Source organism: Kitasatospora sp. NPDC052868 (assembly GCF_044547105.1).
Lineage (GTDB): Bacteria > Actinomycetota > Actinomycetes > Streptomycetales > Streptomycetaceae > Kitasatospora.
On sequence record NZ_JBITZW010000011.1, the window covers coordinates 151,590 to 176,753 of the forward strand.

A 25,164-nucleotide genomic window follows, 5' to 3' on the forward strand; every position below is an offset into this window, starting at 1 on the left:
CTCGGTGCGGGACTCCCTGGTGGAGCAGGTGAGCGTGGGGCCCCTCCGGCCCGGTGCCCGGGAGAGGAGGGAAAAGGGGGCGTCATTGCCCGGTGGCCCGCGCGGGGTGTGCACGGCACCATTTCGAAGGATAAGGGGTGGGCGCACGGTTGCGGCGCGCGCCCCTGGAGGCCGGGCATCGAGGGTGCCAGGCCTATACGCTGAGGTAATAGACCGGTTACACGGAGCCGATGCTCCGCGGACCGGTCGGCTGACCGCTCGCTGTAGGGAGAACGCGCAACGATGGCCGGACGACGTCGAAAGAACGCTGGGGCCGATTCGGCGGGCGGACCCGCCGAGGGGGCGGCCGAGGCGGTGCTCCCGGCCGACCTGGAGCTGCAGGACCTGTACGGGGCGTTCGCCGCGCACGGGCTGGACGACGACGACCTCGACGACTCCGCCGTGCTGGTACCCCCGGTGCGGCTGCCGTCCGAGGACGAGCTGGCCGCCCAGGCGAAGGCCGTACCGATGATCGGGTACGCGCTGCAGCTCGCCCGCTGGACCGCCCCGCACCGCCCGGTGGACGAGCTCGGGGACCTCACCGACCCGGACCGGGCGCCCGCCGCGCGGCTGCTCGGCCTGGCCCCCGAGGAGGGCGAGGCGCCGGAGGAGGCCGTGGTCGAGGCGATGCGGGCCTGGTCGCTGGCCTGCGACCTGGACCTGGTCGAGATCGGCACCACGGCCGCCGGCGAGCACGTGGCCATCCCCGGCCCCGATCTGGAGCCCGCCGAGCAGGGGGACGCGGAGACCGTCCTGGAGCTGTGGCTGACGGCCGCCGGGATCGTCCGGGAGCTGGCCGTGGAGGCGGACTCGCTGCCCGAGGAGGCGGAGGGCGAGGGCCCCGAGGACGGCGAGGAGGACGAGGAGCGGCTGGCCGAGGTCGAGGAGGCCCGGGAGGCGGCCGCCGAGCTGCTAGACGAGGCGCTGCAGGTGCTGTACGAGACCACCGCCTTTGCCGAGCCCGGTACCGAGACCGTGCCGCTGGGGGTGCTGGCCGCGCTGCTGGTCGTCCCGGAGGGCGAGGAGCCGAGCGAGGAGCTGCTCGGCGACATCACCGATGTGATGGTCACCCTGGACCCGATGCTCGGGGACCTCGCCGAGCTGGGCCTGCTGGACTACCGCCCGATCGACCCGGAGCTGTTCGACGAGGAGGAGGGCGAGGCGCCCGCCGAGGCCGCGCTCGGCGAGGAGCCGCTGGACGAGGAGGAGTCCGCCCGCTTCGGCCTGGTCCGGCTGACCCCGCTCGGCCAGTACGGGATCCGGCAGTGGCTGCTGGAGGACGGCTACGACGCCCCGCTGGTCGGCGAGCTGGCCCAGGGCGACGCCGCGGACCTGCTCCGCGGGATCTGCGAGGCGACCAATGTGCTGCCCGAGCAGGAGCTGCTGGCCTGGGTCACCGGCCGGGAGCCCGTGGCGGCGGCGCGCGAGCTGCTGGAGGCGGCGCGCGGCCATGACGCGTACGCCCCGATGCGGCGGATGCTCTGCCAGCTGGCGCTGGGCATGATCGGGCCGGAGGCCGAGCCCGCCGCCCGGGAGGTGCTGGACGACCCGGAGCTGGGCGGGGGCGTGCGGGCCTGGCTGACCTCCGTCGACGCGGCCGACGTGCCCGCGCCGGAGCGGTCGATGGCGCTGTGGACGGTGGTCGACACCTTCGCCGCCCAGCTGCTCGACACCGGCGGTGACGCCGAGCTGCTGCGCGAGCTGATCACCGGGCTGCCGGTGACGGACAACCCGGCGAGCTACTTCGGCGAGCTCTGGCGGGTGGACCACCCGTACACGGCGGACGTGCTGGAGGCGGTCGGGGAGCTGCACCTGGACCGGACCGTCGCCAAGGAGGCGCGCAAGGCGGCCTTCAAGGCGCGGTCGAAGGGGTAGCGGAGGGGCAGGGCGAGCAGGGGCGCAGGCAGCGGGCGGGCGCTGCGGCCGGTCGTGGCGGAACGTCGCCGCGGCCGGTCGTGGCGCCGGGTCGTGGCGGCCGGTCGTTACGGGGGGTCGTTACGGAAGGTCCAGCGAGCCGTCCTCGGTGAAGGGGAAGAAGGGGTTGTGGGCCAGCTCCCAGAGGTGGCCGTCCGGATCCTCGAAGTAGCCGGAGTAGCCGCCCCAGCTGGTCGCGGTCGGCGGCTTCACCACCGTGGCGCCGGCGTCGACGGCCGTCTTCAGGGCGGCGTCCACCAGCTCGGGCGACTCCAGGTTCACCGCGAGGGTGACGCCCCGGAAGGACGGCTCGCCGCCGCCGGGCACGCCCGCGTCGGCGGCCAGCTCGTCGTGCGGGAAGAGGCCGAGCACCGAGTCGGCCGTCCGGAACCAGACGATCTCCGGGCTGGAGGCGGAGGACCGCCGCCACCCGAGGTCCTCGTAGAAGCGGGTGCTGCGGTCGAGGTCGGCCACCCCGAGGGTGACGATGCTGAGGCGGGCCGGGAAGTCCTTGTGTGCTGTCATGCCCGACAGCGTAGGAAGGGTGACTGACAAACACCCGCGCTGACACGGCACGGGAACGGGCCGATCCGCGGTCCGGCCGGGAGGAGCTGATGACCCGGCAGGTCCCTCCACGTATCGTTTCCCGCAGGCGGCGCGAGCGCGGCAGGGCACGGCGAGTACTCGGGGGTGCGGCACAGGATGGTGCGGGAGAGCGACGGCAGGCCCCAGGAGCAGGACGAACTCCGGCGAAAGGCCCCCCGCCGCGGGGGTCTCCGGGAGGAGGGCCGACTCGACGACCGGCTCGCCGAACAGGAGGAGTTCTCCCGCCGGACCCTCGCCGCGGCGGACTTCCCGGTGTACGGCGTGGAGGGGGCGGACCCGGACGGCGACGCGCTGGCCGCGTTCGAGACCGCCAACGGCGAGCTGCGCTGGGTGGAGGTCCGCTCCGGCGACTGGACCTCCCCGGCCGGCCCGTACATCACCGTCCGCACCTACCGGCCCGGCACCGAGTACCACGACCCGCTGCCCGAGCTGGAGGACGTGGTCGAGGACGAGCGCGACCGGGTCTACGAGCAACTGGGCATCGACGAGGGCGACTGCCCCGGCCGGGTCCGGGCACTGCGCGAGTGGATCACCGTGGACGGCGAGCCCCGCGCGGTCGAGGTCCACGAGGACCGGCGGGCCCAGTGGGCCGGGCCCGACGCCACCGCGTCCGGATCGGGCCCGGTCTGGGCGGGCCGTCTGTGGGTGGACGGACTGACCGTCGTCGTCTGCGGGCGGGGCGTGCCGCCCGGCGCCGTCGAGCTGTCCCGGATCGGCGACTTCGAGCGGTACCTGCTCGGCCGGACCGACCTGCTGCGCCGGCTCGCCGCCCGGCGCGGCCGGAGCATCCCGGTCGAGGAGCGCGAGCTCACCCCCGCCGTCGGGCTGGAGGCGCACCGCGAGGTGATCCACCAGACCATCGCCGAGTCCGCCGCGATGGAGGCGCAGGTCCGGGCCGGGCGCACGCCCCGGCTGCCGCGCGCCCTGCGCGGGGAGACCGGCCTGCTGCGCTGGGAGGCCGCCGTCCGCCAGCAGATGCGGCTCGCCTCGGAGACCCGGGAGGAGGCGGTGGCCGCGGTGACGACGATGGTGAACCACCTCAACCGGCTCTCCCGGCAGACCCAGTGGGTGGTCGGCACCCCCGAGGGCGCGGCCGCCGTCGAGGAGGTCATCCGGTACACGGTGTTCGCCAGCGAGGTGGCGAGCCTGCCGGCGCAGCGGGCCTGGGAGCAGCTCTGGCGCGACCGGCCGGGCGGCTCCGGCTGGGAGGATCACCGGCTCGGCGAGCAGCTGTGGCTGTCGGCCTGGGAGCAGTGGCGGGCGGCGCGCAGCGGGAGGTGAGCGGGCCCCGCGGGCGGCCCGGGTTGTCGGAGGACGGCAAAGAGGAAGTCATGAGTTCGAATACGGTCGGCAAATGACCACCCTGACGAGGTGTCCGCTTCACCGTGCGTTCACCGGACGGGCGGAGTCTGCTGGGCGTCGGACACCTCCCTCGACACCTCGCACGCCACGCGCCGGGCCCCGCCCCGGTCGGCGGCCCACCTCTCAGGAGTGACTGCCATGTCGCTGTCCCGCCGGGACTTCGTCAACCGTTCCACCCTCGTCGGGGCCGGTGTGCTGATCGCCGGCAGCGCCGAGGCGCTGGCCAGCGCCCCCGGCGCGATCGCCGCCCCGGTCGGCGGCGAGGTGCAGGACGCCACCACCGCCGACGCCGAGCGTGCCGCCGTCGGCTACGGCGCTCTGGTGAAGGACCCGGAGAACCTGCTGTCGCTGCCCAAGGGCTTCAAGTACACGGTCGTGAACCGGACCGGTGTCACCAAGCTGCGCACCGGCGAGTTCACCCCGAGCAACCACGACGGCACCTCGGCCTTCGAGGACGAGCGCGGCGGCAACCTGCTGGTCGTCAACCACGAGCTGAGCGGCGCCCGCGCCAACTGGCCGCACCCCGTGCCGCTGATCGAGGGCCACGTCTACGACCCGGGCGCGGCCGGCGGCTGCACCATCGTGCACGCCAAGGCCAACGGCAAGGTCGAGCAGTGGGTCGGCATCGCCGGTACCTCCACCAACTGCGCCGGTGGCGTGAGCCCGTGGGGCACCTGGCTGTCCGGCGAGGAGACCGAGGACAAGGCCGGCAAGAACGGCTTCACCAAGGACCACGGCTACATCTTCGAGGTCGACCCGTTCGACGACGAGTACAACCAGAACCCGCAGCCGGTGAAGGCGTTCGGGCGCTACGCGCACGAGGCCGTCGTGGTCGACCCCAAGCGCGGCCAGGTCTACCTGACCGAGGACGCCTCCAACCCGAACGGCCTGCTGTTCCGCTGGACCCCGCCGGCCGGCTTCAAGCACGGCCGCTACCAGCTGCGCAAGCTCGCCGACGACGCCGGCGTGCTCGAGGCCTTCAAGGTGTTCGACGCGCAGGGCAAGTTCATCGACGACCTGTCGCGCGCCACCAAGGTCGGAACCACCTACGGCGTGGACTGGGTCAAGGTCCAGGACCGCGACGCCAGGACCGTCTCCGTCCGCAAGCAGTTCAAGGACGGCGAGGTCACCCGCGCCCGCAAGCTCGAGGGCATGTGGTGGGGCGACGGCGGCTTCTACTTCGTCTCCAGCTTCGCCCGCTCGGAGAGCCCGCTCCAGCACGACGGCCAGGTCTGGTTCTTCAACCCGGTCCGCCGCACCATCACCCTGAAGGTGCTGCTCGGCGTCAACACCGACGTCTTCGGCGACCACGACAACTACGACGGCCCGGACAACATCACCGTCTCGCCCTACGGCGGCATCGTGATCGCCGAGGACGGCGAGGGTGTCTCGCACCTGTTCGGCGCCACCGAGGACGGTCTGGTCTACCCGATCGCCCGCAACGACCTCAACATCGGCACCGCCGAGAAGCCCGAGTTCAGCGAGTTCACCGGCGTCACCTTCTCGGACGACGGCAAGACGCTGTTCGCCAACATCCAGGTCCCGGGCATCCAGCTGGCCATCACCGGCCCGTGGCACCGCCTGAACGAGCACAAGCGCGGCCAGGGCTACGGCGCCTGATCCGTCGCCGCCAGGCACACCGAGTCGCCGCCAGGCGCACACAGGGAGGGGTCCGCTTCGGCGGGCCCCTCTCCGCCGTCTTGCGCCGTCTTGCGCCGTCTTTGCCGTCCTCTGCCGTCCGGGCGGGTGCCCGGACCCGGCGGCTCAGTCCTCCGGCAGCCGCAGCTGGAGCATGGCCAGCAGCCGCTGCTGCGGCTGGGACAGGTCGATACCGGTCAGCTGCTCGGCCCGGCGCACCCGGTAGCGCAGCGTGTTGGGGTGGATGTGCAGGGCGTCCGCGGCGACCCGCACCTCGCCCAGCGCGTCCAGCCAGGCCAGCACCGACTCGGCCAGCCGGGTGCCGTGCCGCCGGTCGTACGCGGCCAGCGCCGTCAGCCGGGGGTCGCGCAGCCCGGCCCGCTCCTGCAGCAGCGCCAGCATCTCGCTGACCAGCACCTCCGCCTGGACGTCGATCAGCGCGGCGACCTCCAGATCAACCCCGCCGCGGCCCATCGCGTCCAGGATCCGGTCCGCCTGCGCCCGGGAGTCGGGCACCTGGGCCAGAGCCTCCACCGTCGAGCCGATCGCCGCGCGCAGCGGGATCCCCAGGTGGTCCCGGGCCGCCTCGACCACCTCGTGGGCCCAGTCGCGGACGGTGGTCATCGGCAGCCCGGCGGGCAGCTCGGGCAGCAGCACGTACACCCGGGAGTCGATCGGCGCGAGCAGCGCGCTGCGGTGCCGGGCGGCCGTGTGCACCGAGATCAGGCCGGTCACGTCGGCCCGGGCGAGCGCCTCGGTGGTGTGCGCGCTGTACGCCAGGACGGTCGCCGGGCGGCGCAGGTCCAGGCCCAGGTGGGTGGCGAGCGACTGCGGGCCGGTCGAGCCCTCCAGCAGGCCGGTGAGCAGGGTGCGGGTCAGCCGGACGTCCGCCGACAGCTCCCGGCGCCGGCGCACCAGCTGCGCGGCGGCCACCCGGGCCGCACCGACCAGCGCCTGCTCGGCCAGCGGGGCGAGCGGCTGGGCACCCTCCTGCACCCAGATGGTGCCGAGCGGCTGCGCCCCGGCCCGGATGCCGATCGCCAGCCGGCGGCGCAGGCCGAGCTCCGGGTGCGGATCGACCGCGATCGGGGCGTCCGAGCTGCGCAGGTGCTGGAAGATGCCCCACTCGCGGAGCTTCGACAGGTACGGCTCGGGGCCCTGCCAGCCGAGGATGGAGAGCCGGCGGAGGTCGTCCACCTCGTCGGAGTCGGAGGAGCGGGAGTAGGCCAGCACCCGGCTGGAGGTGTCCTCGATCGAGACGATGCCGCTGGTGAGGACCGCGACGGTCTGGGCGAGGGAGAAGAGGTCGCCGGCGTTGTGCTCGGGGGCGCCCGGCGCGTCCGGGGCGTCGGGCCCGGCGATGATCGCGCGGGCGAGCGAGTCCAGGTGCTCCCAGCGGGTCTCCCGGCGGACCGAGAGCAGGGCGACGCCGGCCTCGGTGGCCGCCTCGCGCAGCGCGTCGGCCTGTCCGGGACCGTCGAGCTTGACGGCGACCGCCGCCGCGCGGGCCCGGCCGGCCGCGCGCAGCGCCGGGAGGGCGGCCCGGCCGCGGGCGCCGATGGCGAGCACCAGCTCGCCGGGGGCGGCGGTCGGCGGATCCTCCGGGTCGAGGATCGCGACATCGCGCACCGGGACGTCCAAGCCCTGCGGTGCGGCCTGGAGTTCGACCAGCGGCTCGCCGAGGGACATCAGCAGCTGTCGGAGCGGGAGGCCCGGGGGCTGGGACATGCGGCCTTCCTTCATCCGCTCGGACAACGCCGTGGGGTCGGGTTCAGTGCTGCGGGCGAGGCCCGGAGGGGTGCGGGCGGAACGGTCCGGCCGGGAGGGTGCGGGGGCGGCGGCCGTGACCGCGCCGTAATCCCTTCGTCGGCCCGGACAACGCCGTACGGATGACTTTAGCCGCCCGGCCAATCATGTGGCCCCCGGTGCAGGAATAGCGTTCGTCCTGTGGCCGACGTGCGACCCACGTCGGCATCCCCCATGAACCGAAGGAGAGCGTGCGCTCATGGATGCTGTGACCCAGGTCCCCGCGCCGGTGAACGAGCCGGTCCACAGCTACGCCCCCGGCAGCCCCGAACGGGCCCGCCTGGAGGCCAAGCTGAAGGAGCTGGGCGGCCAGGAGCCGGTCCAGCTGACCATGACGATCAACGGTGAGCGCCGCATGGGCGCCGGCACCGAGATCCACGTCGTCCAGCCGCACAACCACGCGGCGAGGCTCGGCACCCTGCGCAACGCCACCCAGGCCGACGCGCAGGACGCCATCGACACTGCCCTGGCCGCGGCCCCGGCCTGGCAGGCGCTCTCCTTCGACTCCCGGGCCGCGATCTTCCTCAAGGCCGCCGACCTGCTGGCCGGCCCCTGGCGCGAGACCCTGGCCGCCGCCACCATGCTCGGCCAGTCCAAGACCGCCCAGCAGGCCGAGATCGACACCCCCTGCGAGCTGGTCGACTTCCTGCGCTTCAACGTGCACTTCGCCCGGCAGATCATGGCCGAGCAGCCGATCTCCTCGGACGGCGTGTGGAACCGCAGCGACCACCGCCCGCTGGAGGGCTTCGTCTACGCGATCACCCCGTTCAACTTCACCGCCATCGCCGGCAACCTGCCGACCGCGCCGGCGCTGATGGGCAACGTGGTGCTGTGGAAGCCCTCCCCGACCCAGCAGTTCTCCGCGCACCTGCTGATGCAGCTGCTGGAGGAGGCCGGGCTGCCCAAGGGCGTCATCAACATGGTGACCGGTGACGGCCTGGACGTCTCCGCCGTGGCGCTGAAGCACCCGTCGCTGGCCGGCATCCACTTCACCGGCTCGACCGCGACCTTCCAGCACCTGTGGCGCTCGGTCGGCGAGAACATCGCCGGCTACCGCACCTACCCGCGGATCGTCGGCGAGACCGGCGGCAAGGACTTCCTGGTCGCCCACCCGTCCGCCGACCCGGCCGTGCTCAAGACCGCGATGACCCGCGGCGCCTTCGAGTTCCAGGGCCAGAAGTGTTCGGCGCTGTCCCGGGCGTACGTTCCCGCCTCGCTCTGGGCCGGTCTGAAGGACGCGTTCCGCGACGAGGTCGAGGGCCTGACCATGGGCGACGTCACCGACCTGTCGAACTTCATGTCCGCCGTCATCGACGAGCGCTCGTTCGCCAAGAACAAGGCCGCCATCGACCGGGCCCAGGCGGACCCGAAGGTCGAGGTGCTGGCCGGCGGCACGTACGACGACTCGGTGGGCTACTTCGTCCGCCCGACCGTGCTGGTCTGCGAGGACCCGGAGAGCGAGTACTTCCGGGACGAGTACTTCGGCCCGATCCTCGCCGTCCTGGTGTACGAGGACGAGAAGTACGAGGAGATGCTGGCGCAGATGGAGTCGGCCTCGCCGTACGGCCTGACCGGCGCGATCATCGCCCAGGACCGCGCCGCGGCCCAGGACGCGATGCACAAGCTGCGCTTCGCGGCCGGCAACTTCTACATCAACGACAAGCCGACCGGCGCGGTGGTCGGCCAGCAGCCCTTCGGCGGCGGCCGGGCCTCGGGCACCAACGACAAGGCCGGTGCCAAGCAGAACCTGGCGCGCTGGACGTCGACCCGCTCGGTCAAGGAGACCTTCGTCCCGCCGACGGACTACCGCTACCCGCACATGGGCTGAGTGCCCCACCGCGCCCGGCCCCGCAGCCGGGCGCACCCGGGCGGCGGACCCTACCCCCGGTCCGCCGCCCGTTTTCTGCCACCCTTAGAAGCACCAGCTCCAGGAGTCACGATGCTCCGTTCCGCCCTCCTCGCGGCCTCCCGCTCCCCGCAGGTCCGCACCGTCGTCGAGAAGTTCCCGCCGACGCACGCCATAGTCGAGCGCTTCGTCGCCGGCGAGGCCCTCGACGACGCCGTCACGGCCTGCGACGACCTGGTCGCCACCGGCCGCAAGGTCACCCTGGACCACCTCGGCGAGGACACCCAGGACGCCACCCAGGCCGCGGGCACCGCCGAGGCCTACGAGCACCTCCTGGCCGCCCTCAAGGACACCGGCCTCGCGGCCGGCGCCGAGGTCTCGGTCAAGCTCTCGGCCGTCGGCCAGTTCCTCCCGGTGGACGGCGAGAAGATCGCCCTGGAGAACGCCCGCCGGATCTGCGCCGCCGCGGCGGACGCCGGCACCACGGTGACCCTCGACATGGAGGACCACACCACCACCGACTCCACCCTCGCCATCGCGCGGGAGCTGCGGGTCGACTTCCCGTGGCTGGGCGTCGTGCTCCAGGCCTACCTGCGCCGCACCGAGGCCGACTGCCGTGAGTTCGCCGGCGCCGGTTCGCGGGTGCGGCTGTGCAAGGGCGCCTACAAGGAGCCCGAGTCGGTCGCCTTCCAGGGCAAGCACGAGGTCGACCTCGCCTACGTCCGCGCGCTGAAGGTCCTGATGGCCGGCGAGGGCTACCCGATGATCGCCTCGCACGACCCCAACATGATCAAGATCGCCGGCCAGCTCGCCCAGTGGAACGGCCGCAAGCGCGACTCCTTCGAGTACCAGATGCTCTACGGCATCCGCCCCGAGGAGCAGCTGCGGCTGGCGGCCGAGGGCAACACCATGCGGGTGTACCTGCCCTACGGCCAGGAGTGGTACGGCTACTTCATGCGTCGGCTCGCCGAGCGCCCGGCCAACCTGACCTTCTTCCTGCGCGCCATGGCGACGCGCGGCTGAGGCCCCCGTAACGCGAACGGCCCGCACCCCTTGTGGAAGGGGGGTGCGGGCCGTTCGTCGTGCGGAGCAGTCAGAGGAAGTCCTTGGTGTCCAGCTCGAAGCCGAAGGGGGCAGGCAGTTCGAGCGGTTGGCCGAAGGGCGCGAGGTGAACCTCGGTGTACTCGTCGCGCAGCGGCCTGCTGAAGATGCTGACCTGGGACTTCTCGCGGTCGACGAGCAGGTAGAGCGGGATCCCGGCGCGGGCGTAGCAGTGGCGTTTGGCGATCCGGTCCTGGTCGGGCTTGGTGGACGTCACCTCGGCGACCATGGCCACGCCCTTCGGCTCCATCCAGGGCGGGGCGCCGCGGAAGAGGCGGAGCTCCATCGGAGCGAACGTCGCGTCGGGGATGACGTGGTTCTTCGGGCAGAGTCCGCCACTCGCGAGCCGGAGGCCTTTGCCGCCGGACACCTGCATATGGACCGCCGCGTGGCGGCTGACCTGGTCGATCAGCAGACCGATGTAGTCCTCGTGATCGCCGTCCGGCGGTGGTGCCACGATGATCTCTCCCTCGATGAGCTCGGCCCGGAAGCCTTCGGGGGAGTGCAGGCTCAGGAAGCCCTCCAGCAGGATGTCCTCCTGCGACGGGGAGTTCGAGATCGGTCGCTCATGCGCCACAGCACTCATGATGCCCCTCCTTCAGGTGTGGGTCACGCTAGCGAGGGTTTCGGTGAGATATGCCGTGCACGGCCGGTTTTCACTCGGTGGTGTGAGCGTGTCGGCCGCCCTAGGATCGCGGCGCTGGTGAACTGTGGTCGGATCACGACGAGTTGGGCAGGTGGCTGTGGTGCTGAAGGCCTTCGCGGAGCTGTCGACGCCGTTGGTGGCGGACGCGTGCGTGCGGTTGGGGGTGGAGCTGCGGGCGGCGCCCGCGGGGATCCGTGCGGTGGTGGCGGGGCACCGGGTCGCGGGGCGGGTGCTGCCGGTGCGGCACTACGGGAGCGTGGACGTCTTCCTGGAGGCGTACGGCGCGGCCGGGCCCGGGGACGTGCTGGTCGTCGACAACGGCGGGCGGGTCGACGAGGCGTGCGTCGGGGACCTGGCCGTGCTGGAGGCGCGGGCCGCCGGGGTGGCCGCGCTGGTGGTGTGGGGGCTGCACCGGGACACCCCGGAGCTGGTGGAGATCGGGCTGCCGGTGTTCAGCTACGGGAGCCTGCCGCTCGGCCCGACGCGGCTCGACGAGCGGGAGCCGCAGGCGCTGACCGAGGCCAGGTTCGGGCCGCACGCGGTCGGCGCGCAGGACGTGGTGTTCGCCGACGCGGACGGTGTGCTGTTCGTCCCGGCCGCGCGGCTCGACGAGGTGCTGGAGACGGCCGCCGGGATCGCGCGGACCGAGCGGGCGCAGGCCGAGCGGATCCGCTCCGGCGACACGCTGCGCCGGCAGACCGCGTTCGACGAGTACCTGGAGCGGCGGGCCGCCGATCCCTCGTACAGCTTCCGGCGGCACCTGCGGCGGGTCGGCGGCGCGATCGAGGAGTAGCGGGCGGGCCCCCGCGGGTCAGAGCGCGCGGTGCATGACGTGCAGGCCGACGTAGCCGTGGACGGGGTGGTGGAAGCCCTCGGGGAGGGTGCCCAGGATCTCGAAGCCGAGCGACCGGTACAGCCTCACCGCACGCTCGTTGGAGGCCACCACCGCGTTGAACTGCATGGCGCGGAAGCCCGCCGCCCGGGCCCAGTCCAGGGTGTACTCGGTCAGGGCGCGCCCGACGCCCCGGCCGGAGTGCGCCGGGTCGACCATGTAGCTGGCGCTCGCGATGTGCGAGCCGTTGCCCTGGTGGTTGCGGTTCATCTTGGCGCTGCCGAGGACGGTGCCGTCCTCGTCGACGGCCACCACGGTGCGGCTCGGGGCCGGGAGGAGCCACCAGTCACGACCCTGCTCGAAGGTCAGGTCGAGCGGGTAGGTGTACGTCTCTCCGGCGGCGGCGATGGCGTGGAAGAACGGCCAGACGGCCGGCCAGTCCCCGGGGGTGGCTTCCCTGATCAGCATCCGGACAGGATGCCAGGCCGGTCGGCCGGGTGACCAGCCGTTTTCGGGTGCCCGGGCGGCGGGCCCGGGCACCCGGAGGGTCAGAGCATCGAGGAGGCGGGCTTGACCATGGCGCGGGCGGTCTTGGCGTCGACGTACTCGCCGATCGCCGTCATCACCCACTCGCCGGAGAACTGGCGGACCAGCTTGCACATCACCACGCCGGTGTGGGCCTCGGACTGGGTGAGGTCGAAGCGGACCAGCTCCTGCCCGGAACCCGCGTCCACCAGACGGCAGTAGGCGTTCTTGACGTCGGTGAACTTCTGGCCGGAGAAGGAGTTCACCACGAACACCAGGCCGCAGACCTCGGGCGGCAGGCCGTTGAGGTGGACGGTGATCGACTCGTCGTCCCCGCCGCCCTCGCCGGTGAGGTTGTCACCGGAGTGGGCGATGGCGCCGTTGAAGATGCCGAGCTTCATGAACCAGGCGGTGTCGAGCTTCTCGCGCTTGGCGTCGAAGGCGATGCAGGAGGCGTCGAGGTCGATGTTGCGGCCGCGGCCGGCGGGCTCCCAGCCGAGGCCCATCCGGATGGAGGAGAGGAAGGGCTTGCCGTTCTTCTCCAGCGAGACCGAGCCGCCCTTGGTGAGGCTGACCCGGCCCTTGTCCAGGGTGACCTTGGTGAGGGACGGCGCGGGGGCCTCGGCGGGCGGCGCGGGCGGGGCCGGGGGAGCGAACTGCGGGGCCGGCGGGGCCTGGGCCGGGGGCGCGGGAGGGACGGGCGGCGCGACCGGGGCCTGGACGGGGGCGGCGGCCGCGGGGGCGGGCTCGTCCTCGACGGTGACGCCGAAGTCGGTGGCGATGCCGGCCAGGCCGTTGGCGTAGCCCTGGCCGACCGCGCGGACCTTCCAGGCGCCGCCGCGCTGGTAGACCTCGACCACGATCAGTGCGGTCTCGCGGCCGAGCTGCGGCGGGGTGAAGGTGACCAGCACCTGGCCGGAGTCGGCGTCGCGGACGGTGGCGGTGGGCTCGATGCCCGCGAAGGTCGCGCCCGCCTCGTCGGGGCTGGCCGTCACCACGATCTTGGTGATGCCGGCCGGGACGGCGGCGGTGTCGATGGTGATGGCGTCCGGGGTGCCGCCGGAGGCGGGGCGGTGGGTCACGCCCGGGCCGTGGGGGGCGTTGAAGAACACGAAGTCGGCGTCCGAGCGGACCTTTCCGGCGTCGGTCAGCAGCAGGCCCGAGACGTCCAGCGCCTTGGGCGCGGTGACCTCGACGGTCACCCGCGCAGCGGTCAGCGGGGCGTTGCCGCCTTGGGTCAGGACCGTGGACACGAGATCCTCCTCGGATGCGGTGGCGCGGTGTGCGGGGCCGTTGAGGTGCCACCGCGCCGAGTGGTACCCACAGTAACGAACGGGGTTGCTGAGAGGAGCCCGAGACGGCCCGTGACCTGTCGGGTTGTCGGATCGGGTCGGGGGTGCGGGCGGACCGGCGCGGCCCGCCGGGGCGGGTCGGCGGGCCGGGTCAGCGGGTCGGTGCGAAGGTGCCGAGCGCGGCGACGGCGCGGGGGTGGCGGATGCCGAAGGCGGCGGCGTTCCAGGTCTCCGCGGGGGTGGTCCGGCAGGGCCTCCCGGTGGGCCGGGCGGACGGCGATGCGGACGGCGACGCGGACGGGGAGGGCTGGGCGGAGGGCGTGGCCGGGGCCGCCGGGCGGGTGCCGCGGACGCCGAAGGTGTACTGCCCGGGCCGGACGTCGGTGCCGGGCGGGACGGTGAAGCGGTAGACGAGCGTGCCGCGCTCCTGGTGGGCGGTGACCACGGCGCTGGAGAGGTCGGTCCAGGCGGTGCCGGGACCGGCCGCCGCCTCACCGGGGGCGAGGCGGAACTCGGCCTGGAGGGCGGTGAGCGGCTCGGTGACGGTGAGGGTGAGCAGGTGCCGGGTGCCGTCGCGGCCGAGCGTCTGGACGAAGGCCGCGCCGGTCAGCGCGGAGTCGCCGACCTCGGCGGGGTCGGGTTTGGGGGCGTCGGGCTTGGGGCTGTCCGGCCTGGGCGCGGTGCCCGGCTCCGCGGCGTCGGCGGGTGCGTCGGGCACCGGGATGCCGGGTGCGCCGGTGAGCGGGCGGGAGGAGGGCGGCTGCGGTGCGGCCGGCTGTTCGGGAGGGATGCCGGCCAGCGGGGTGTCGGCGAAGGGGGTGTCGGCGGCCGGGGCGTCGGCGGCCGGGGTGTGCGCGGTCGGACCGGCCGTGGGCGAGGCGGGCGGCTCGGTGCCGGGCCGGGCCCGGGCGGGGCCGAGCGCCTGGGCCGACGGGTCGCCGCCGGCGTGCGGGGCGGTCGGGGAGGCGCCGGCCACGGGGCGGGCCGTCGCCGGGGCGGCGGGCGCCGAGGCGCGGGCGGTGGGCGTGCCGGAGGCGGCCGGGCGGGGTGCGGACGCCTTGGGCGAGGGGGCGTCGGCGGGGAGGGCGGGCGGCTCGGGCGCGGCGGGGGCGTGGTCGGCCGCAGCCTCGGCCCGGTCGGTCGCGGCCGGGCTCGGCGGGGGCGCGCTGGATCCGACCCGCGCGACGCCGGCCCGGCGGCCCACGCCCTGCTGCTCGTTGAGCAGCAGGGTGGTGGCGATGCTGATGCCGACGACGGTGGACATCGCCATCGCGGCGCCGGAGAACCGGAGGGTGGGCAGTCGCAGGCGGCCGCCGAACGGCCTGGGCCTGCCGTGCCGGCCGCGCCGCTCGTGGCACCGGGCCTGCTCGCCGTGCACGTCCCGCTCGGTGTCCTCGCGCAGAGCCACCGGACCCCCTCCCCGAAGTCGCCGTCGCAGTCGCCGTATTCTCCCACGCACCACAGGCGGGCCCGAATCACCGTCACGGACGGATTGCCGCCGGGCAGCGCCCGTGCGGGTCCGCCGGTGTACGCGCGCGTGTCCGCGCCGGCAGGGGCCTGAGCGTAGCAGCGGCCGGCGGCCACCCGGCCGGTCTTCGCGCAGAACCAGTCGAATTTATGTAAAGCCTTTTGGGAAAAGGAAGTTGACGTTCTGTCTGACAAGGCCGGGTAAGGGCCGTCGGGTGCCGACGGGGATTATTGCAACCTCCTTGCAACCCTTGCCCGCCAGGCGGGCGGTGGCGCAGGGTGGTGGAATCCCACGCCGTTCCGGAGAGACCGTCATGCCGTCCGACCCGCTGTCAGCACCTTCCAGTGCGCCTCTCGCCGCTACCCCCACGGGCGGCGATGAGGAAGGCTCCACCGCCGCTCCGGCGGCGGTGGAGGAGGTGCTGACCCTGCGGATCTCGTTGGGCGAGGAGGTGGTCGGCGAGGTCCGCACCAGGTTCCGGTTCGACGCCGAGCGCCCGTACGAGGTGCTGCTGACGTTCCATCTCGGCCGGCCGGACGAGGCCGACTGGGTGTTCTCCCGCGACCTGCTGCGGGACGGCCTCTGCTCGTTGAGCGGCCAGGGCGACGTCAAACTGTGGCCGGCGTACTGCCCGTGCCACGGTTCGACGTTGCACCTGGCGCTTGAATCGCCGCACGGCAGCGCCCTGCTGGAGGTCTCCAAGCCCAGGGTGCAGGCGTGGCTGGACCGCACGTACGCGCTGGTGTCGGAGGAGGCGGAGCGCGCCTACGGGCCGACGGACGCCCAGCTCTCCGCGCTGCTCGCCGGGGGCTGAACGGCCCGCGCCCGGGTGGGCGGCTGGACCCGCTGGGCGGGTAACGAGACCGCGCCCGGCAGGCGGACCGTGCCGGCCGCCAGGCCCGTGCGCAGCCGGCGGACCGCCGGGGCCGAGGAGACCGGCAGCAGGTTGTAGGGGTCGTCCGGCCCGAGCACGGTGACCAGCACCGACTCGGCGAAGCGGTACGGCCGGTGGGCCAGCAGGCCGCCCAGGTAGCGGCGCAGCCGGGAGAGCTCGGCGCGCACCGTGACCGTCCTGGCCGGATCCCCGAACAGCGCGTCGGCGAGCTGCGCGGCACTGTGCCCCTCGCGCTCGGTGGCGAGCAGGAGCAGCAGCTCGGCGTGGCGCGGGGTGAGCGTGTGGGACCAGCTGCCGGCCGCGCCCTGGACGGACAGTTCGGGGCGGTCGGGGCGGCGCAGGTCGAGCCGGAGCCGGGCGCCCTCCGCCTGTTCGGCGGTGGCGCCGGCGTCCGCCGGGTCGCCGTGGTCCAGGGGTTGCACCGGTCGGACCAGCCAGCCGTCGGCGAGCGGTTCTATCGCGCACTCGCCGAGGCCGGGCAGCCAGTGCACCGCGGCCGCGCCCCAGCCCTCGGCGGGCAGCCGCAGCCGGGTCGGCGGCGGGAATCCGGCCGCGGCGGCCGTCCAGCCGGCCGCGTCGACCACCAGGGCCGGGCCGCTCACCCGGGCCAGCAGCGGGGCGGCCAGGGTGCGCAGGTGGTGCAGGGACTCCAGGCGGCGGGCGCGCAGCTCGGTCTCGGCGAGCCGGGCGGCGGTGGCGGTCAGCTGCAGCAAATACGGCTGGACGTGGTGGGCCGGGCCGCTGAGGTTGACCACGCCGACCAGGCGGCCGGTGCCGGGGTCGTGCACGGGGGCGGCGACGCACGTCCAGGAGTGGTGGCTGCGCAGGTAGTGCTCGGCGGAGTGGACCTGCATCGGGCGCTGGGCGCGCAGGGCGGCGGCGATGCCGTTGGTGCCGACGCTCTCCTCGATCCAGCGGGCGCCGGTGAGGAAGCCGATCCGGTCGGCGCTGCGGCGCAGGCCGCGCTCGCCCTCCTGCCAGAGGATGTGGCCGTCGGCGTCGGCGATGGCGAGGATCAGCGGGGCCTGGCCGGACTGGTCGAGGAGGGTGTCGCGCAGGACGGGGAGCAGCGGGTCGAGACCGCTGGTGCGGCGCCGGTGTTCGAGCTCGGCGGGGCCGAGGTGGACGGCGGCGGCGCCGGCGTCGGGGTCGAGGCCGAGGCGGCGCAGGCGCGCCCAGGAGTCGCCGATCTCGGGGCGGGGCTGGGGGAAGGCCTCGGCGCCGGCGGAGTCCCGGGCGGCGCTGCGGGTGGCGGCCTCGGCCAGGGTGCGCTCGTGGACCTTGGCCAGCTCCGCCGCGCTCTGCGGGGTGCGACGCTCGGGTCGCCGGGTCTGCTGTCCGGTCTGCCGCACTCGGGTTGCTCCTCGCCGCCGTTCGAGGGCGCGTCGGGGTCGGCGCGCTGACGAAAGAGTACGGGGGAGGCCGGGGGATGGGGATGGGGTCCGCCAAGTCGGAACGGGGGGCGGAGCGGGGGTCGCGGCGGAGTCAGGGGGCGGCGGGCCCGCGCTGGGCGGCCTCGACGGCGTGGTGGAGGTCGGCGGTGGCGTCCAGGGTGGCGGCGGCGGTGAGGGCCAGGCACGCGGTGAGGGCCAGGGCGGCCGCGCGGCGGCGGGGGGCGGCGGCGGAGACGGGGCGCAGAAGGGCGGCCACCCGGCGGGGGACCGGGCCCGTGTGGGCGGCGGCGGCCCGCTGCGGGCGGGCCGGGCGGGGGGTGCGGCCGGCGGCGAGGGCGGCGCGGCCGACGGCGCGGGCGGTGGCGGCCCGGTCGCCGGTGCGGGCGGCGGCGGCCTCGTCGGCCCAGCGTTCCAGGTGGTAGGCGAGGGGGCCGCGCAGTGGGCGCAGGGCCGGGTGGACGGTGGCGGCGTGCTCGGCGAGGGCGAGGAAGAGGTGGTGGCGCCCGTCGAGGTGGGCGCGTTCGTGAGCGAGCAGGGCGGCCCGTTCGGGGGCGTCGAGGGCGCGCAGCATGCCGGAGGTGACCACGATCCGGCCCGGTTCGCCGGGGTGGCCGGGGCGGGGGAGGCGGCCGGGGAGGGCGAAGGCGTCGGCGCGTTCGTCATCCAGGACGGTGAGGGGGTGCTCAGTCGGGCGCAGGAGCGCACGGGCCCGGGTGAGCTGTTGTCGCGGGGCGTACGGGGGTCGGGCGCGCGCCCGGCGCACTGGTGCGTGGGTGGGGCGCTCGGTCGTGGCAGCGGGGTGCTCGGTCGTGGGGGCGGGGGCGGAGTGCTCGGCCAGGGCGGCGCGGGTGCGGCGGAGTTCGCGCCGGTGCCGGCGGGCGGTGCGCGCGGTGAGGGCGGCCAGGGCGGCGAGGACCGGGCCGGCCAGCGCCGCGGACAGTGCGGCCCGGGGTGCGGCGGCGGAGAGCCAGTGGGGCGGGAGGTGGCCGAGGGCGGCGACCGGGGGGAGCTGGAGGAGGCCGGCGGCCGTGAGCAGGCCGAGTGAGCAGAGGGTGCCGCAGGCCAGGGCCGCGGCGGAGACGGCCAGGCTCCAGGCGGCGGCCCGGGGGGTGAGCGCGTCGGCGAGGCGGCGGGCGAGCGGGGCGGCGAGGAAGGGCAGCAGCAGCGGCGCCCAGACGGCGATGATCACGAGGCGGCGGGGTGGTCGCGGCCGTCGCCGAGGAGGTCGCGCAGCAGCCGCTCGTCCTCGCTGGAGAGGTCCGAGACGAAGCGGGCCAGCACGGTGGGGCGGTCCGGCTCGCGGCCCAGCTCGGTGTGCATCCGGCGGGCGGCCAGGCCGGCCGGGTCCTGGACGGTCGGGGTGTAGGCGTAGGCGCGGCCCGCCCGGGTGCGTTCCACGGTGCCCTTGTCGTGCAGCCGGGCGAGGATCGTGGCCACGGTGGTCCGGGCGAGGCCGCCGCCGAGGGCCGCCTGGACGTCCTGCGGGGTCAGCGGGTGGCGTGCGGTCCAGAGGGCGGCCAGCACCTCCGTCTCCAGTTCGCCGGCGGGGCGGCGGGCGGAGGACGGGTCGGGCGCCGCCTCGGGCGCCGTATCGGGCGTCGGGTGCGGCCTCGGGGCGGGCGTCGGATCAGACGTCGGATCGGACGGCAGGTCGAGCATGGCGGCGATTCCTCCCGGTTTGGTCTACAGTCACGTAGACCGTCTACATCACTGTAGACGGTCGAGGGTGTGCTCCGCTGGTGCCGCCCTCCCACGTACGGAGGTCCGCCAGCCTTGCTCCAGTCGCCCGCCGCTCCAACCGTGCACGCCCTGGCCTCCGATGCCCTGGCCTCCGGTGTCCTGGCCGTGAACCCGTTGGACGCCTCCTCGCTGATCGCGGCCTTCGGCGCGATCGGCATCGGTGTCGTGCTGTTCGCCGAGACCGGCCTGCTGGTCGGGTTCTTCCTGCCCGGCGACTCGCTGCTGTTCACCGCCGGCCTGCTCTGCGTGCCCGGCGCCACCCGCGGCCCGCAGCTGGAGCTGTACCAGGTGCTGCCGTCGGCCCTCGCCGGGGCGCTGCTCGGCGCCCAGACCGGGTACGTGATCGGGCGGCGGGGAGGGCGGACGCTGCTGCGGCGCTCGAAGCGCAGGAGCCTCCAGGAGGGCGTGGAGCGGGCCGAGGTGCTGCTCGCCAGGTACGGCCACGGCAAGGCGATCGTCCTGGCGCGGTTCATCCCGATCGTCCGAACGGTGCTGAACCCGCTCTGCGGCGTCATGGACGTGCCGGTCCGCTCGTTCACCCTCTGGCAGGTGGTGGGCGGCACGGTCTGGGTGGTCGGCGTGGTGATGGCCGGGTACCTGCTCGGCTCGTCCGTGCCCAGTATCGACCGTTATCTGCTACCCATCATCGGTCTGGTAGTAGTTGTCTCCGTGATCCCGATTGTTCTTGAAGTGTTCCGGGCCCGGCGGGCCCGGCGTCGCGACGGTGACGCCTGATGGCGCCCCGGCGGCTCGCCGTGTACGACGGCAGCGGTATCGACGGCGGCCTCTACGCCCGGGTGACCGGGTGGGCCGACCGGGCGCCGCACTGGCTGGACCAGCTGGTCACGGTGTGGTCGGCGGTCGGCCTCGGCCTGTTCGCGGTGTTCATGCTCTACGCCTGGTGGCGGGCGCGCGGCGCCGGATCGGCGGTGATGGCGCGGGTGCTGGCCTCGCCGCTGATCGTGGTGGTGGCCTACGCCGTCAACTCCGGGTTCAAGGGGGTGGTGGAGGAGGTCCGGCCGTGTGCGCAGATCGCGGGCACCGTGACGCTGGAGGCCTGCCCCGGGGCGGGTGACTGGTCCTTCCCGAGCAACCACACGGTGATCGCGTTCGCGGCCGCGACCGCGCTCTGGTTCGTGGACCGGCGGCTCGGCGCGGTGGCGTACGTCGCCGCCGTGCTGATGGGCGCCTCGCGGGTCTGGGTCGGTGTGCACTACCCGCACGACGTGCTGGTCGGCGCGGTGGTCGGCGTCCTGGTCGCGGTCCCGCTCGCACTGGCCGCCGGGCGGGCCGCGCCGCTGGTGGACCGGGCGCGCAGCGGCCCGCTGCGGCCGCTGCTCGGTGCCGGCGCCGTCGCGGTGTCGGCGGCCGGCGGGCCGCCACTGGAGACGCAGCGCCGCTGAGTTCGGGCGGTCCTGGCCCGGCCCTTGTGTGGCCGCGGCGACGGGGAGAGCATGTGAGCCGGGCGTGGGGCCCCTGTCGATCGGGGCGCCCGCCCGGCTCAGTCGTGCCGGGCCCGGTCGTGCGGCTCAGCCGTGCCGACCCGGCCGTGTCAGCTCAGCCGTGCCAGCGGGAGGGATGCGCCGATATGTCGTACAGACTCGAGATCCAGCAGGGGGACTGGCCCGCCGAGGAGCTTCACAAGGGGGTGGAGGGCCTGCTGGCGGAGGCCATGGTGCTCACCCTCGCCACCGCCGGACACGAGCACGGACCGCACGCCAACCTGGCCTTCTTCGCGTACGACGACGACCTCGTCCTGTACTTCGTCAGCGAGCGCTCGACCCGGCACAGCCACCACCTGGCGGAGGAGGCGCGGGCCGCGGCGACGGTCTTCCTGCCGCCGCCGGTCTTCGGCGAGCAGCTGCGCGGCGTCCAGCTGACCGGCGGCGCGGGCGAGGCCTGGGGGCTGCAGGCGGAGGCGGCGCTGGCCGCGTACCAGGCGCGGTACCCGTCGTTCGCGCAGGACGAGGAGGTGCGGCGGCAGTTCCTGACGGGTGGCGGGGCGGCGGCGCTGTACCGGTTCCAGGTGGAGGAGCTGACGGCGGTGGACGAGCCGAACTTCGGGCGGCGCAACTACCTGCGGGCGGCCGTGCTGCGCTGACCCGGCGGGAGGGTGTCGGCCGGGCCCTCCTGAGGCGGGCTGCCTGAGGGTTGTCTGTACAACTTTTCGGTCGGTTCACCTGGGCGCTGCGATCCGGACGCCCCGCGGACACCTCGCGGCATCAGCCTGGCCGCATGAGAGTCATCGTCGTAGGAGCAGGCGTGCTCGGCACCATGCACGCCTGGCAGGCCGTCGAACGCGGCCACGAGGTCGTCCACCTGGAGCGCGAGGCCGAGGCGCGCGGCGCCTCCGTCCGGAACTTCGGCCTGGTCTGGGTCAGCGGCCGCGCGGGCGGCGAGGAGCTCGACACCGCGCTGCGCGCCCGCGAGCTGTGGGAGCGGATCGGGGCGCGGGTGCCCGACCTCGGGTTCCGGGCCAACGGCTCGCTCACCGCGATCCGCACCGAGGCCGAACTCGCGGTCGCCGAGCAGGCGCTGACCCTGCCCGACGCGGCCGAGCGCGGCTTCCGGCTGCTCGACGCGGACGAGGCCCGGGCGGCCAACCCGGCACTGCGGGGCAAGCTGCTCGGCGCCCTCGCCTGCGAGCGGGACGCCGCCGTCGAGCCGCGGACCGCCCAGCCCGCGCTGCGCGCCGCCCTCATGGCGAGCGGCCGGTACACCTTCCTGCCCGGACGCGAGGTCCGGGAGGTGATCGGCGAGCACGCGGTGCGGGACGACCACGGCCAGGTGCACAGCGGCGACCTGGTGATCCTCTGCACCGGCGCCTGGCTGGGCGGGCTGGTCCGCGAGCTGGCGCCCGAACTGCCCGTCCGCAAGGTGCGGCTGCAGATGATGCAGACCGACCCGCTGGGCGAGACGCTGACCACCTCGGTCGCCGACGGCGACAGCTTCCGCTACTACCCCGCCTTCGCCGGGGCCGCGCTGGAGCGCCTGAAGGAGGCGCAGCCGCAGCCGCCGGTGGCCGCCGAGCACAAGATGCAGCTGCTGATGGTCCAGCGCCTCGACGGCGGCCTCACCATCGGCGACACCCACGAGTACGACCAGCCGTTCGGCTTCGACGTGGTCGAGGACCCGTACGACCACCTGGTCGGGGTGGCCGAGGAGCTGCTCGGCCGCCCGCTGCCCCGGGTGCGCCGCCGCTGGGCCGGCGTCTACGCCCAGTGCGTCGACACCACCCGGGTGGTCCACCGCGAGCGGGTCCGCGACGGCGTCTGGCTGGTCACCGGCCCCGGCGGTCGCGGCATGACCTGCTCACCGGCCATCGCCGAAACCACCGCCGAACTCACCAACCTGTAGAGGTAGTTGACATGTCGATTGATATCCGCCTGGTCGTGCTCGACATGGCCGGCACCACCGTCGCCGACGACGGCCTGGTCGAGCAGGCCTTCCAGGCCGCGGCCGGCGCGCTCGGCGTCGAGGCCGGCAGCCCCGAGCACGCCCGGATGCTGGAGCACGTCCGGGCCACCATGGGCGAGTCCAAGATCTCCGTCTTCCGGCACCTGTTCGGCGAGGAGGAGAAGGCCCAGCGGGCGAACGCCGGATTCGAGGCCGCCTACCACGACCTGGTCGACGCCGGGCACTGTGCCGCGCTCCCCGGCGCGGCCGAGGCGATCGCCGAACTGCGCGGCCAGGGGCGGAAGGTCGTCCTCACCACCGGCTTCTCCCGGCCCACCCAGGACCGGATCCTGCGCGCCCTCGGCTGGGAGTCGGTCGCCGACCTCACGCTCTGCCCCGCCGAGGCCGGCCGCGGCCGCCCGTACCCCGACCTGGCCCTGAGCGCGCTGTTGCGCACCGGCGCGGACGACGTCCGGCAGATCGCCGTTGCCGGGGACACCGGGTACGACATGCTGACCGGCGCGCGGTCCGGCGCCTCCGTGGTGGCCGGGGTCCTCACCGGCGCCCACGGCGAGGAGCGGCTGCGGGCGGACGGGGCGACGCACGTGCTGAAGTCCGTCGCCGAGCTGCCGGGGCTGCTCGCGGGCTGAGCCGCCGGAGGGAGCGGGGGCCGGCCGGTCCCCCGCTCCCGCCGGGCGAAGGTGCTCAGTGCAGGGTGCCCGCGTAGCGCTGGGTGAAGCGGGTGCCGGTGGGGGCGGTGACGGTGACGTCGTAGCGGGACTGGTCGAGCGGGTAGCCGACCGAGACCGTGGAGGCGGGGGCGACCCGGACGGTCTGCGGCGTGCCCGCGTAGTCGTTCGGGGCGAGCGTGAACGAGATCGCCGTCTGCCCGGCGTTGGTCAGGTCGAAGGTCAGCTCGGTGCTGCCGGGGCGGGCGGTCACGACGGGAACGGCGATGTCGTCCTGGTCGGCGCGGACGACGGTGCCGGCGAAACGGCGGACGAAGCCGTCGGGGCCGTGGACGGTGAAGTCGTAGCGGCCGTCGGTGGCGGCGGCGTCCCAGGTGTGGGTACGGGTGGCGCCGGGGGCGACGGTGTAGGGCGTGCCCGCGAAGGCGTACACGATGTTCGGGTACACGGTGAACGGGAAGGCCGCCGTGCCGCTGTTGGCCAGCGTGCAGGTGATCAGGCCGGTGGACCGGTCGACGGCGACGTCCGCCCAGGGCCGGTACGGCAGCCGGCGGTGCGGGCGCGCACCCGACTCCTGGACGGGCATGGACTGCGCTCCGACGGCCGGGAGTTGGACACCGGGGAGCTTGCTGCCCGCGTCCGCCCTGGCCATCAGGGCCACGGTGTCGGGGAGCCCGGGGATCGAGTAGTCGGGGGAGGAGAAGTCGAAGCAGCTGGTGAGGTCGCCGCAGACCGCCCGGCGCCAGGCCGAGATGTTGGGCTCGGCGACGCCGGTGACCAGCTCCATGAAGCGCAGGACCGAAGTGTGGTCGAAGACCTGGGAGTTGACGTATCCGCCGCGCGACCAGGGTGAGGCGACCCAGAGCGGTACCCGGTTGCCGAGGCCGATGGCCCGGCCCTGGGTGAACTCCTCGGGGGTGCCCGGCTCGGGGGTGGGCGGGACCATGTGGTCGAAGTAGCCGTCGTTCTCGTCGTACATCACCAGGAAGACGGTGTGCTGCCAGACCGCCGGGTTGGACATCAGCGACTGCAGCGCGGTGTTGACCCAGTGCGCGCCGTAGTCCGGGCTGGCGGTGGGGTGTTCGGAGAACAGGTAGGGCGCGACCAGCCAGGAGATGGTGGGCAGGGTGCCGGCCTTGCAGTCCCGGTCGAACGCGGCCGGGTCGAACTTCGTCATCGCGTTGACGTAACGCGGGTCGGTGGCGGGGAAGTTGTGGAACTGCTTGAAGTAGGAGAGCGCGTTGTCGTCGTAGTCGCCGGTGCGGTCGTCCTTGCTGGGGTTGTGGTACACCCGCCAGGAGACGCCGGCCGCCTGGAGGCGCTCGGCGTACGTCGTCCAGTCCGCCACCGGGTTGTCGGTGACGGGGGTGTTGTCGATCCACGGGCCGGTGGTGCCGTCCCGGCCCGGACCGGACGTGCCGGTCCAGAGGTAGAGGCGGTTGGGGTCGGTCGGACCGGCCAGCGAACAGAAGTACGCGTCGCAGAGGGTGAAGGCGTCGGCCAGCGCGTACTGGTAGGGGATGTCGGCGCGGGTGAAGTAGCCCATGGTGCGCTCGCCCTTGGCGGCGATCCACTTGTTCATCGCGCCGTTGTTGATCGCCTGGTGGCCGGTCGCCCAGTCGTGCGCGAGGCCGCCGGCGTTCTGCGCGTTGTACTTCGCGGTGTCCATCCGGTACGGCAGCATCGCACCGCCGTCGCTGCGCCCGGTGTCCGGCTGGCGGAACACGTCGGTGCCGTCCGGGAACTGGAGCGCCTGCCGGTCGCCGAAGCCCCGGACGCCGTTCAGCGTGCCGAAGTAGTGGTCGAAGCTGCGGTTCTCCTGCATCAGGACGACGACGTGCTTGACGTCGGAGATGCCGCCACCGGTGGCGGCCTTCGCGGAGGCGGCGGGCAGGCCGGTCAGGGCGGTGGCGCCGGCGGCCGCGGTGGCGCCGACGAAGGTGCGGCGGGAAAGTGCGGTCATCGGGGGCGGCCT

Annotated in this window: 22 protein-coding genes; 12 read left to right on the top strand and 10 right to left on the bottom strand. The window is 74.2% G+C overall.

Annotated elements, in window-relative coordinates; genetic code table 11:
- Positions 1-282: 282 nt before the first annotated feature.
- On the top strand, positions 283-1,914 hold the full coding sequence (locus ACIGZJ_RS20530) for a hypothetical protein (protein ID WP_396458536.1): 1,632 nt from the start codon (positions 283-285) through the stop codon (positions 1,912-1,914).
- Between the two features lie 120 nt (positions 1,915-2,034).
- On the opposite strand, the gene ACIGZJ_RS20535 is transcribed toward ACIGZJ_RS20530, so the two are convergent.
- Complete coding sequence (locus ACIGZJ_RS20535) at positions 2,035-2,478, bottom strand: VOC family protein (RefSeq protein ID WP_396458537.1); 444 nt, start codon at positions 2,476-2,478, stop codon at positions 2,035-2,037.
- A gap of 177 nt (positions 2,479-2,655) precedes the next feature.
- On the opposite strand from ACIGZJ_RS20535, the gene ACIGZJ_RS20540 reads away from it, so the two are divergent.
- Positions 2,656-3,840, top strand: a complete 1,185-nt coding sequence (locus ACIGZJ_RS20540; RefSeq protein ID WP_396458538.1) for a hypothetical protein — start codon at positions 2,656-2,658, stop codon at positions 3,838-3,840.
- A gap of 219 nt (positions 3,841-4,059) precedes the next feature.
- Complete coding sequence (locus ACIGZJ_RS20545; protein WP_392935963.1) at positions 4,060-5,541, top strand: alkaline phosphatase PhoX; 1,482 nt, start codon at positions 4,060-4,062, stop codon at positions 5,539-5,541.
- Between the two features lie 144 nt (positions 5,542-5,685).
- Here the strand turns inward: ACIGZJ_RS20545 and ACIGZJ_RS20550 are convergent, their stop codons facing one another.
- The gene (locus ACIGZJ_RS20550; RefSeq protein ID WP_396458539.1) at positions 5,686-7,287 is read right to left on the bottom strand and encodes a PucR family transcriptional regulator; all 1,602 of its coding nucleotides are present in this window, start codon (positions 7,285-7,287) and stop codon (positions 5,686-5,688) included.
- Positions 7,288-7,564: 277 nt separating this feature from the next.
- On the opposite strand from ACIGZJ_RS20550, the gene pruA reads away from it, so the two are divergent.
- Positions 7,565-9,193: an L-glutamate gamma-semialdehyde dehydrogenase gene (pruA, locus tag ACIGZJ_RS20555; protein WP_392935967.1), complete on the top strand. Its 1,629-nt coding sequence runs from the start codon at positions 7,565-7,567 to the stop codon at positions 9,191-9,193.
- Between the two features lie 111 nt (positions 9,194-9,304).
- Positions 9,305-10,234 carry a proline dehydrogenase family protein gene (locus ACIGZJ_RS20560; protein ID WP_396458540.1) on the top strand — a complete coding sequence of 310 codons (930 nt, stop codon included), beginning with the start codon at positions 9,305-9,307 and terminating at the stop codon, positions 10,232-10,234.
- A 70-nt stretch (positions 10,235-10,304) separates the two neighbouring features.
- Here ACIGZJ_RS20560 and ACIGZJ_RS20565 read toward each other — a convergent pair whose 3' ends face one another.
- Positions 10,305-10,898, bottom strand: a complete 594-nt coding sequence (locus ACIGZJ_RS20565; RefSeq protein WP_396458541.1) for a Uma2 family endonuclease — start codon at positions 10,896-10,898, stop codon at positions 10,305-10,307.
- Positions 10,899-11,058: 160 nt separating this feature from the next.
- Between ACIGZJ_RS20565 and ACIGZJ_RS20570 the strand changes: the two genes are divergently transcribed.
- Positions 11,059-11,751: an RraA family protein gene (locus ACIGZJ_RS20570; protein WP_396458648.1), complete on the top strand. Its 693-nt coding sequence runs from the start codon at positions 11,059-11,061 to the stop codon at positions 11,749-11,751.
- 18 nt (positions 11,752-11,769) lie between these two features.
- Here ACIGZJ_RS20570 and ACIGZJ_RS20575 read toward each other — a convergent pair whose 3' ends face one another.
- The 3 genes from ACIGZJ_RS20575 to ACIGZJ_RS20585 form a co-directional block, all read right to left on the bottom strand.
- On the bottom strand, positions 11,770-12,258 hold the full coding sequence (locus ACIGZJ_RS20575) for a GNAT family N-acetyltransferase (RefSeq protein ID WP_396458542.1): 489 nt from the start codon (positions 12,256-12,258) through the stop codon (positions 11,770-11,772).
- Positions 12,259-12,338: 80 nt separating this feature from the next.
- On the bottom strand, positions 12,339-13,556 hold the full coding sequence (locus tag ACIGZJ_RS20580) for a TerD family protein (RefSeq protein ID WP_396458649.1): 1,218 nt from the start codon (positions 13,554-13,556) through the stop codon (positions 12,339-12,341).
- 202 nt (positions 13,557-13,758) lie between these two features.
- Positions 13,759-15,015, bottom strand: coding sequence for a hypothetical protein (locus ACIGZJ_RS20585; RefSeq protein ID WP_396458543.1), 1,257 nt, complete (start codon positions 15,013-15,015; stop codon positions 13,759-13,761).
- Positions 15,016-15,388: 373 nt separating this feature from the next.
- Between ACIGZJ_RS20585 and ACIGZJ_RS20590 the strand changes: the two genes are divergently transcribed.
- Positions 15,389-15,889: an SsgA family sporulation/cell division regulator gene (locus ACIGZJ_RS20590; RefSeq protein ID WP_392935977.1), complete on the top strand. Its 501-nt coding sequence runs from the start codon at positions 15,389-15,391 to the stop codon at positions 15,887-15,889.
- Here the strand turns inward: ACIGZJ_RS20590 and ACIGZJ_RS20595 are convergent.
- The 3 genes from ACIGZJ_RS20595 to ACIGZJ_RS20605 all read right to left on the bottom strand — a co-directional run bounded on the left by ACIGZJ_RS20595 (position 15,841) and on the right by ACIGZJ_RS20605 (position 19,023).
- The gene (locus ACIGZJ_RS20595; protein ID WP_396458544.1) at positions 15,841-17,322 is read right to left on the bottom strand and encodes a GAF domain-containing protein; all 1,482 of its coding nucleotides are present in this window, start codon (positions 17,320-17,322) and stop codon (positions 15,841-15,843) included. The two genes, ACIGZJ_RS20590 and ACIGZJ_RS20595, sit on opposite strands and share 49 nt — an antisense overlap.
- A gap of 133 nt (positions 17,323-17,455) precedes the next feature.
- Complete coding sequence (locus tag ACIGZJ_RS20600; protein ID WP_396458545.1) at positions 17,456-18,553, bottom strand: M56 family metallopeptidase; 1,098 nt, start codon at positions 18,551-18,553, stop codon at positions 17,456-17,458.
- Positions 18,550-19,023: a BlaI/MecI/CopY family transcriptional regulator gene (locus ACIGZJ_RS20605; protein WP_396458546.1), complete on the bottom strand. Its 474-nt coding sequence runs from the start codon at positions 19,021-19,023 to the stop codon at positions 18,550-18,552. The genes ACIGZJ_RS20600 and ACIGZJ_RS20605 overlap by 4 nt, the downstream gene beginning before the upstream one ends.
- A 150-nt stretch (positions 19,024-19,173) precedes the next feature.
- Here ACIGZJ_RS20605 and ACIGZJ_RS20610 point away from each other — a divergent pair, with 150 nt between their 5' ends.
- The 5 genes from ACIGZJ_RS20610 (at position 19,174) to ACIGZJ_RS20630 (ending at position 23,150) form a co-directional block, all read left to right on the top strand.
- Entirely contained in the window at positions 19,174-19,839 is a 666-nt protein-coding gene (locus ACIGZJ_RS20610) for a DedA family protein (RefSeq protein WP_396458650.1), read from the top strand.
- Entirely contained in the window at positions 19,839-20,507 is a 669-nt protein-coding gene (locus ACIGZJ_RS20615) for a phosphatase PAP2 family protein (protein WP_396458547.1), read from the top strand. The genes ACIGZJ_RS20610 and ACIGZJ_RS20615 overlap by 1 nt, the downstream gene beginning before the upstream one ends.
- A 185-nt stretch (positions 20,508-20,692) precedes the next feature.
- Positions 20,693-21,205 (top strand): pyridoxamine 5'-phosphate oxidase family protein, encoded by a 513-nt coding sequence (locus tag ACIGZJ_RS20620; protein WP_396458548.1) that lies wholly within the window; start codon positions 20,693-20,695, stop codon positions 21,203-21,205.
- Positions 21,206-21,339: 134 nt separating this feature from the next.
- Positions 21,340-22,461, top strand: coding sequence for a TIGR03364 family FAD-dependent oxidoreductase (locus ACIGZJ_RS20625; RefSeq protein WP_396458549.1), 1,122 nt, complete (start codon positions 21,340-21,342; stop codon positions 22,459-22,461).
- 11 nt (positions 22,462-22,472) lie between these two features.
- Positions 22,473-23,150: a phosphonatase-like hydrolase gene (locus ACIGZJ_RS20630; protein ID WP_396458550.1), complete on the top strand. Its 678-nt coding sequence runs from the start codon at positions 22,473-22,475 to the stop codon at positions 23,148-23,150.
- 55 nt (positions 23,151-23,205) lie between these two features.
- Here the strand turns inward: ACIGZJ_RS20630 and ACIGZJ_RS20635 are convergent, their stop codons facing one another.
- A complete protein-coding gene (locus ACIGZJ_RS20635; protein ID WP_396458551.1) occupies positions 23,206-25,152 on the bottom strand; it encodes a phosphocholine-specific phospholipase C in 1,947 nt (648 codons plus the stop codon).
- Positions 25,153-25,164 lie beyond the last annotated feature (12 nt).

Coding starts and splice junctions, on each gene's coding strand:
- ACIGZJ_RS20530 (WP_396458536.1), top strand. CDS start 283: ATGGCCGGACGACGTCGAAAGAACGCTGGGGCCGATTCGGCGGGCGGA.
- ACIGZJ_RS20535 (WP_396458537.1), bottom strand. CDS start 2,478: ATGACAGCACACAAGGACTTCCCGGCCCGCCTCAGCATCGTCACCCTC.
- ACIGZJ_RS20540 (WP_396458538.1), top strand. CDS start 2,656: ATGGTGCGGGAGAGCGACGGCAGGCCCCAGGAGCAGGACGAACTCCGG.
- ACIGZJ_RS20545 (WP_392935963.1), top strand. CDS start 4,060: ATGTCGCTGTCCCGCCGGGACTTCGTCAACCGTTCCACCCTCGTCGGG.
- ACIGZJ_RS20550 (WP_396458539.1), bottom strand. CDS start 7,287: ATGTCCCAGCCCCCGGGCCTCCCGCTCCGACAGCTGCTGATGTCCCTC.
- pruA (WP_392935967.1), top strand. CDS start 7,565: ATGGATGCTGTGACCCAGGTCCCCGCGCCGGTGAACGAGCCGGTCCAC.
- ACIGZJ_RS20560 (WP_396458540.1), top strand. CDS start 9,305: ATGCTCCGTTCCGCCCTCCTCGCGGCCTCCCGCTCCCCGCAGGTCCGC.
- ACIGZJ_RS20565 (WP_396458541.1), bottom strand. CDS start 10,898: ATGAGTGCTGTGGCGCATGAGCGACCGATCTCGAACTCCCCGTCGCAG.
- ACIGZJ_RS20575 (WP_396458542.1), bottom strand. CDS start 12,258: ATGCTGATCAGGGAAGCCACCCCCGGGGACTGGCCGGCCGTCTGGCCG.
- ACIGZJ_RS20590 (WP_392935977.1), top strand. CDS start 15,389: ATGCCGTCCGACCCGCTGTCAGCACCTTCCAGTGCGCCTCTCGCCGCT.
- ACIGZJ_RS20605 (WP_396458546.1), bottom strand. CDS start 19,023: ATGCTCGACCTGCCGTCCGATCCGACGTCTGATCCGACGCCCGCCCCG.
- ACIGZJ_RS20615 (WP_396458547.1), top strand. CDS start 19,839: ATGGCGCCCCGGCGGCTCGCCGTGTACGACGGCAGCGGTATCGACGGC.
- ACIGZJ_RS20620 (WP_396458548.1), top strand. CDS start 20,693: ATGTCGTACAGACTCGAGATCCAGCAGGGGGACTGGCCCGCCGAGGAG.
- ACIGZJ_RS20625 (WP_396458549.1), top strand. CDS start 21,340: ATGAGAGTCATCGTCGTAGGAGCAGGCGTGCTCGGCACCATGCACGCC.
- ACIGZJ_RS20630 (WP_396458550.1), top strand. CDS start 22,473: ATGTCGATTGATATCCGCCTGGTCGTGCTCGACATGGCCGGCACCACC.
- ACIGZJ_RS20635 (WP_396458551.1), bottom strand. CDS start 25,152: ATGACCGCACTTTCCCGCCGCACCTTCGTCGGCGCCACCGCGGCCGCC.